Source organism: Kitasatospora sp. NPDC024654 (assembly GCF_055559155.1).
In genome coordinates, this window is sequence record NZ_JBVHLF010000162.1 from 1 (window position 1) to 7,521 (window position 7,521).

8 protein-coding genes are annotated in these 7,521 nt (G+C 70.6%); all 8 read right to left on the bottom strand.

Annotated elements, in window-relative coordinates; translation table 11 throughout:
* Positions 1-529: 529 nt before the first annotated feature.
* Positions 530-3,412, bottom strand: a complete 2,883-nt coding sequence (locus tag ACZ38L_RS37600) for a LysM peptidoglycan-binding domain-containing protein (RefSeq protein WP_465702272.1) — start codon at positions 3,410-3,412, stop codon at positions 530-532.
* Complete coding sequence (locus ACZ38L_RS37605) at positions 3,409-3,849, bottom strand: pilus assembly protein TadG-related protein (protein WP_465702274.1); 441 nt, start codon at positions 3,847-3,849, stop codon at positions 3,409-3,411. The genes ACZ38L_RS37600 and ACZ38L_RS37605 overlap by 4 nt, the downstream gene beginning before the upstream one ends.
* Entirely contained in the window at positions 3,846-4,313 is a 468-nt protein-coding gene (locus ACZ38L_RS37610; protein ID WP_465702276.1) for a TadE family protein, read from the bottom strand. Before ACZ38L_RS37610 ends, ACZ38L_RS37605 begins: the two co-directional genes overlap by 4 nt.
* A complete protein-coding gene (locus ACZ38L_RS37615; RefSeq protein ID WP_465702278.1) occupies positions 4,310-4,735 on the bottom strand; it encodes a TadE/TadG family type IV pilus assembly protein in 426 nt (141 codons plus the stop codon). Before ACZ38L_RS37615 ends, ACZ38L_RS37610 begins: the two co-directional genes overlap by 4 nt.
* A gap of 7 nt (positions 4,736-4,742) precedes the next feature.
* Positions 4,743-4,955 carry a hypothetical protein gene (locus tag ACZ38L_RS37620; RefSeq protein WP_465702280.1) on the bottom strand — a complete coding sequence of 71 codons (213 nt, stop codon included), beginning with the start codon at positions 4,953-4,955 and terminating at the stop codon, positions 4,743-4,745.
* A 36-nt stretch (positions 4,956-4,991) separates the two neighbouring features.
* Positions 4,992-5,876: a type II secretion system F family protein gene (locus ACZ38L_RS37625; RefSeq protein ID WP_465702282.1), complete on the bottom strand. Its 885-nt coding sequence runs from the start codon at positions 5,874-5,876 to the stop codon at positions 4,992-4,994.
* Positions 5,873-6,532, bottom strand: coding sequence for a type II secretion system F family protein (locus tag ACZ38L_RS37630; RefSeq protein WP_465702284.1), 660 nt, complete (start codon positions 6,530-6,532; stop codon positions 5,873-5,875). Before ACZ38L_RS37630 ends, ACZ38L_RS37625 begins: the two co-directional genes overlap by 4 nt.
* 209 nt (positions 6,533-6,741) lie before the next feature.
* Positions 6,742-7,425: a CpaF family protein gene (locus tag ACZ38L_RS37635; protein WP_465702287.1), complete on the bottom strand. Its 684-nt coding sequence runs from the start codon at positions 7,423-7,425 to the stop codon at positions 6,742-6,744.
* Positions 7,426-7,521 lie beyond the last annotated feature (96 nt).

Sequence of the window (7,521 nt, forward strand, 5' to 3'; positions counted from 1 at the left end):
TCTCTTCCGGTCGGCGCCGCCGGCGGTTCCGCCGACCCCGGGCGGGCCGACCCCGGGCGGGCCGACCCCGGGCGGGCGCTTGCCCGCCGCTTCGCGGGGGCAGCGCCCGCCCAGGTCAGCTGACGAGAGGTCACGGGAACCCGAGCGGCGGGAACAGGCCACCGGAAACGTGATGAGGCAGTCAGCGCGATAGCAGGCGGGCCGCTCCGCGCGTACGAAGACCGGGTGGGACCTACCACCAGGTATTCAGTCTGGCCTCTTGATCGGCCTCTATCCGTGCCCTGACGTGCACCGATGGCGCTGGCCGGGGTGTCTGATCACTAGCAGGAACCCCTATAGGGCCGAGCAGAGGACATCCGTAATGGGACACGGTGTCGGCCACCCACCCTCAGATCGGCTGCGTCAGCGGAGAGGGCGGCCGAACGACCGACTCGGCTGAACCGTGTTCAGTGCGTTCTGCGGCAACATGCTCGACTGTCTCGGGGTCCTGTCGGCATCGACATTCCGGGTCTGCAGGCAGCAGCGAGCTTCATCGCCGAACTTTGGACCTGTCGAGCTCACCTGCGCGGGTTGTCCTCGCCGTAGTCGGACGTTGGGCCGGTCGAGCCGCCGAGCCGGCGTACTTCGGCACGAGGGACGGGTGGAGGAGTTCCTGAAGTGCCCGGCTTGTCGGCGGGAAGGGCTTCTCCCCGAGCTCGGCCAGGCTGGAGACGAGGCGCTCGGAGGTGAGCCGGACTGCGTCGAGTCGGCCGAGGGAGGCTTGGAGCTGGGCGAGGCGGAGGTAGAGCTGCTCGTTGTAGCGGTCAATGCCGATCCCCCGATCCAGGTACGTCATCGCGCGCTCCGGATCTTCGGCGGCGGCTGCTGCGGCCAGGGCTCCCAGTGCGTCCAGCGCGCGCCGGCGGAGGTCTTCGCGGGCGGGCTCGGCCCATTCGTAGGCGGCTCCGGCGCAGAGTTCGCCCGTGTAGAGATCGGCGACGCGGCACTGGGCTTCGAGGCGGCTCACGGGGTCGGCGGCCGCAGTCGTTACACGGACCGCCCGGTCGAAGTCGGCAAGGTCCGTGCTGATGAGGTCGTAGTTGAGGCGCGACAGGTCTCCGGTGGTCAGGATGCCGTTGACGGAGGTAGTCGCGGCCATCGCCTGGCGCAGCGCGGTGCGGATGCTGGTCTTGGCGGTGTTGAAGGCCTGGGTGGCTGCCTGTGGTGTGCGCTCGGGCCAGATGGCTTCGAGGATCGCGTCCTTGATCACCGGGTCTCGATGGATCGCGAGGTAGGCGAGCAGCTCACCGGCGTATCCGACCAGACCGCGAGTGACGGTCTTGCCGTGCACCGTGACGGTGAGCGGGCCGAGCAGGCGGATCTGGACCGGACGGCTTCTGTTGGGTGGACCCGCGGTTGCGGGTGCGGTGGTTTCCTTTTCTTTCGTGAAGAAGCTATTTTTCTGCAGCCGGTCGAGCGCAGCGCCATCCACATTTTCTTCGGGTTGACTCTCGTGTGCCCGCTCATTGATATCCGGCACTTCTGTCGCGCTTATGGGTTCCGCAGCGCTTTCAGGGTGGCCGTCGGGGTCGATACTGGATTCCCATTCAGCTGGGTCCTGCTGCTCGACGCTTGTGCTGCCCGAGTATTCTGATCGTGCGGGGTCAGGTGTGAGTCCGAGTAGAAGCTCTGCGGCCTTCGCATTCAGGTGGAACAGCCGAAGCGGGGGCTCGGCGCCGATGTGCGGCGGCGCGAAGGTGGCGTGGCCTCCCTCCTGGACCTGAAGCTGCCTGGCCCCGTCCAGGGGGCGGTCGGTCAGCTGTACGGCAGCCAAGCCGTGCTTTCGGCCGCTGCCGAGCAGAACGTTCAGGCGTACGGCGTCCTGCTGGTCCACTTCATCGAGCAGCAGGACCACCGGCCGCGGCTCCTGCTCTGCTGTGGTCGATGCGGCTTCCTCACGCTCCCGGCGACGTGTGAGGAGGCGTTCCTCGGCAGTGTCCAGAGCCTGTCGGGTGTCGCTGGCATGCGAGCAGCCGGGCCATGGCCTCTGGGCGGCGAGGTTCGGGAGCAGCCGGTCTGCGAGAGCGTCTGGGATGATCAGTTCGAGGTCGATGGGATGGGCCACGGCCGATGCAAGTAGGCCTCGGGCGGCGTCGTCCGCGCCTGGGCCGCTGAGGGCGAGCAGGCCGTGGGGGTGGCGTGCGAGGAGGTCGAGCAGGCCGCGTTGCGCGGTATCTTGCGTGCCGAGCGGCATGTCGTGCACGTGGTTTGGCGGTGGGCCGGCGGGGTGGAGGCGGCTGCTGCGGTGCAGCGCGGCGACGAGGGTGGATTCCTCCGGCCGGGGTTCTCTCGGGCTCCCTGCCGGTGTGATGCGTCCGGGTTGGTAGGTCCGCCGTCGATAGAGGGCGCGTGCTACAGCGGCGGCGCTGAAGGCGGCGCCGACGGAGAGCGCCAGGTAGCCAGCTCTGGAGGAGAGTTGGAGGCCCGGCGGCGTTGCCTTGGTTGCCACCGGTGCCTGTTGCGGGGTGGCTTGGGTCGGCCCTGCGGCGGGTCTGCCTGTAGGAGTCGCTGGTGCTGTGTCAGGCCGGTTGGGAACGAGCAGCTTGGGTGGATCGGGCGGCGTTACAGCTGGCGGGGTTGGGTTGGTACCGGTCCCGACTACGGGAGTGTCCTGAGCCGGTGCCGCTGCGCGAGCGGGAGGGGTTCCGGCGTTGGTGGCGGGGAGGAGAAGCGTCCAGCCTGCACGGATGACGTCGGGGTCGGTGAGGCGGCTTCCGTCGGTCTGGGTGCGGCCAGCGTTGAGTTGGTAGATCTCCTTCCAGCGCAGCGGGTTGCCGAGGTGGCGGTCCGCCAGGTCCCAGAGGGTGTCGCCGGGGCGGACGTCGCATGACGGGGTCGAGCTGCTGGTCTGGATGGTGCGGGCGCTGGCCGTGGGTGGTGGCGGGGCCGGGTTCGCCGGGGCCGTCGCGGCGGCGCGTGCTGCCGCGCGGTCGAGCGTGGCGGCTGCCGCTGACCCGGTCGTCGGCCGCATCAGGGTCAGGATACCGAGGATGACGCTGATGACGAGCGCGCCGATGAGGGTGCGCCGTGCCTGGAAGGCTGCCGCTTCGCCTCGTCCCGGGCGTAGCAGTTGAGGCAGGCGGGCCGCGTACCAGAGCACCTCGTACAGCGTCTGTCCGCAGATCAACAGCCAGAGCGCCCAGCCGGCCAGGTCCAGCAGCCGCATGAGGGTGAACGTGGAGAGTGGGCTGCTGAGTTCCGCGCCGAGCTCGCCCCAGGTCGGTAGGTGGGTGAGGTCCAGTGGTGCTGCGCACTGGAGAAGGGCGAACGGCATCCCGACGAGGAGTGCGGCCAGGACGAGCGCGGCCACGAGCGCCCGGCCCAGGGCTCGGAGCCGTCCAGCGTGCGGAGGTTGGGCGGTGGTGTGGTTCACGGTGCGGCTGCCCGCCAAGCGGGGTGGGCGGTTGCGGTGGCGGTGACGTGCAGGGAGGTGATGCCGACCAGGCTCAGGAGTTGGGTGCGCTGGGTGTGTTCGACGGTGACCGTGACCTGCTCGGACGTGGCGGTGGCGTGGCCCTGGGCGCCCGCGGCGTCGAGGTAGGCGCTGGCAGCGTTCTGGGCGGCGTCAGGGCCGAGGTCGATGGTGTGGTCGGTGCGGAGGTGGTCGAGGTCGAGCTGGCGAGCGCCGGCTCGGGCAGCCTCCTGGGCTTCGCCGGCGGCCTGGACTCTGGCTGCCAGGACGAGCCCGCCGTCGGCGACGAGACCGACGAGACCGACCAACGCGACGATGACGGTGACGATGAAAGCAGTTACTGATCCTGCGTCACTGGATGTCCGCCCAGCTGGACTTGACAGCTTGGTTGAAGTCATGAACTGTCCGAGATGTAGGTGTCGAGCGGCGCGGTGAAGGCGGCGGTGATCGTCTGATGGCCGGGCAGCGGGACGGCGGCGAGGTCGGCGAGCGCGACCGTGCAGCTGACCGTCACCACAACCTGGCCGCCGGGGCGGAAGGAGCCGGTGTCGACGCTGGTCACGGGCTCGGGACATGATCCTCCCGCCCGCGACAAGGCGTCTCTCGCCATCTGCCGCCCCCAGGTGTTCGCCTCACCCGGGCTGCGGGCGCGGGAGGCCGCCCGTGCGGCCTGGTGCGCCACGTCCTCGACGTCGAGGCGGGCACCGGCCAGCCGGCCCAGCCCGACCGCGAGCAGCATGAGCGTGATGAGCAGCGGGGTGATGAGCGTCAGCTCGACGGGAACCGAGCCGCAGTCCTTCTCCCCCGGGGCAGGGCTCAGGGCCATGCCGAATTCCTCCTCGGACGGGTTGAGGCTGGTCACCCGGCGGTTGTCGGACCGGTGAGCTGCTCGGCTGGGCCGGCTGCTCGGGCAGTGACGTCGAGGTGGAGGTAGGGCAGCACCTCGATGACCTGGCCGTGCACCTCCGCGGTAGCCGTGGTCGCCGAGCGCTCGACGCTGACGGAGGCACGCTGGAGGCTGGCCGAGTCGATCTGCCGGAGCAGGTCCTCACCGGCGCGCTGTCCGGTGCTCGCGTCGGCGTCCTGGCTGCGGGCTGCCGCCACGGCCTGGGCCGCCGTCGCCTGGGCGATGTGGTGGGCGTGGGCGGCGAGCGCGAACTGCACGATCGCCATCAGGAGCAGGAGCAACAGGGGAGTGGCGATGACCAGCTCGGGGGTTGCCGCGCCCTCGTCCGGCGGCCGCTTTAGATTCTCGCGCTCGTCCTCGCTGAGGTGACCTACCATGGCGGGTTCAGAAGTTGAGGCCGTTGGCCTTGTCGGCGACCTTCGAGGCGAGAACGCCGAGCGCCGCGATACCCATCAGCACCAGGAGGGCCGTAATGACCACGGTCTCGGTGGTGTATCCGGCATCGGGGTGAGAGTGCATGTCCGCCACCCGGCCGGCGAAGTGCCGACGGGCGCGGTTCCAGGCCTGGTGGATCTTGTCAGTCAGATGGGTGCGCATGATCGTGCTCCGTAGCGTGAAGGGTGTTGGTGCCGGTCAGAGGCCGGTGAGGGCATGGGTGATGGCCGGGTAGCCGAGGAACAGGAGGAAGCCGCCGAAGAGTGTGACCACCGGCAGACTCATGCGCTCGGTGGCCGAGGCCGCGTCCGACTCCGCTTCGGCGAGGAGATGCCCGCGCAGGGTGGCGGCCTTGGTGGCCAGGGAGTTCTTGACCCGCGCGCCTTCGCTGCCGGCGAGAGCCGCGGTGGCGGCGAGTTCGGACAGCTCCGTGACGCCCAGTCGGGCGCCGAGCTCGCCCAGCGGCCCCCACGCCGCACTACGGGTCAGCTCGGCCTGCTGCAGGGCCCGGCGGAACGCCGTGAAGCCGACGCCATGGCCTGCCGAGGCCGCCGCGGTGAGTGCCTGCTCGACGCCGGCGCCGCCGGACAGAGCGACGACAGTGAGGTCCAGCATGACGGACAGCGCGTGGCGGACTTCTGCCCGTCGTTCGGCCGCCTTCTGTCGCACGATCAGGTCCGGGACGAAGGAGAGTGCGGCAGCGAGGACCAGGCTGCCCCAGACCGGCAGGGTCCACCCGATGCTCACGCCGGCCAGGGCCATCAGCGTGGCGAGCGGGACGGGCAGCACCAGCCCGGCCAAGGCCGCGGTGGTCTTCTCGGCAAGGTGCCGCTCGACCGGGACACCCAGGGTGCGCAGGTCGGCTGCCGTCCTGGCGCTGGGGAGCCGGCAGCGTCGCCACAGCGGGACGAACGCGACCCCGGCACGGGCCGCCCAGCCCGCCTCACCGTCCACAGGGCGCGGCGGCGGGGCTGTCGCAGGAGTGAGTGCGTCGGCCAGGTCCGCCCGTGGGGGACGCAGTCCGCGCCAGAACGTCCAGGCACCGGCACCGAACCCGGCACCGCACAGCAGCACGGTGATCACGTGTTCTCCCGCACCGTCTGGGGTGCCGCGAGGAGCCGCGCGGGTTCGGTGAAGGTCGCGATCTTGCGCAGCCAGGCGAACGCGGCCGCGAACAACCCGCCGACGAGCAGCAGGACGAGCTGCCCCTCCGCGGTGTCGAAGGGCTGCAGATAGTCGCGGTTCAGCAGGACCAGGCCGCCCGCCATGCCCAGGGTCGTGCCGACGACGATCCGTACCGAGGTGCGGACCCGTGCCCGCGAGGTCGCCGTGCGCGTGCGCATCTGCGCCTGCTCGCGGGCCGAGGCCGCGAGTCCGGCCAGTAGGTCGCCGAGCCGGCCGCTCTGGCGCCCGGCGGCTCCCAGCAGGGCCAGGACGACGAGATCCCCGAGCGGATCGGCCAGCTCGGCCGCGAGCTGGCTCAGGGCGTCCGCCAGGCGTTGGCCTTGCCGGATCCGCTCTGCCAGGGCGGCGACTTCGGTCCGGATGGGCTGCGGGGCGGTCGTGGCGGTGGCGAGGAGGGCCTGTTCGAGTCCGGCGGCGGCGCTCAGGGTGTCGCGCAGCTGCTCGGTCCAGGAGGCGATGGCCTCGATCCGGTCGATGGCCTCCTGTCCCCTGCGGTCGCGTCCGAGCAGGCCGGGTAGCGCCCACGCGCCCAGGGCCGCGAGCGGCACTGACACCGGCCATCCGGTCAGTGTCAGCGCCCCGGCCGCGGCTACCGCCACCCCGGCAAGGCGTCGCCCAGGTCGTGGTGGGCGCACTCGGTGCCACCACTGTGTGAGCCGGTCAGGCCCTTCTCCGGGCTCTCCCGGCCGAAGACCCGTGTAGGCCGTCCATAAGCCGGCTCCGAAGCCGGCGCCGAGCAGGGTGGTGACGGTCAGGTGCACGCTCACGCGGACCACCCGCCGAAGTCGGCCGCTACGGGAAGCTGGAAGCCGCACGCTTCGAGGTCCGCGACGGTGTCGGCGCGCAGTGGGGTGGCGTAGACCGCTCGCCGGTCCGGGCCAGGTCGGTAGACCTCGTTGGAGATCAGCTGTGCGCCGTCGGCGCCGACGATCTCGCGGATCGAGGAGATCGCTCGGCGTCCGCCGGTGTCGCGGGCGAGGTGGATGACGAAGTGGACGGCGGAGGCGACCAGCAGGTTCGTGGCCTCCAGGCTCAGCCGCTCCGGTGCCTGGACGGCATAGGCAGCGAGCTTGGTGAAGACCCCGCGCGAGGTGGAGGCGTGGATGGTGGAGAGCGAGCCGTCGTTGCCCTGCGACATCGCGTTGCACATCGGCACGACTTCGGCACCGCGGATCTCCCCGACGATCACCCGGTCTGGTGCCATGCGCAGACCCCAGCGGACCAGCTCGGCCTGGTCGATCGCGCCCTCGCCTTCGATGTTCGCTTCGCGCGCCTGCATCGGGACCACGTCCAGGTGCAGGCCGTCCTCGTGCAGTCCGAGCTCGTAGGTGTCCTCGATGGTCACCAGCCGCTCGGACGGCGGGATCTCCGAGGCGAGCGCTCGCAGCAGCGTCGTCTTGCCCATGTTGGTGCCGCCGGCCACGATGATGTTCTTCCGTGCGAGCACCACTGAGGCTTGCGGCTCGGGGTGACGTCAGGGCGAGGTGAGGATCAGGCCGGTCTCGCGGATGAAGCCGTTGAGAAGGTCGGGGCGGTACTGCAT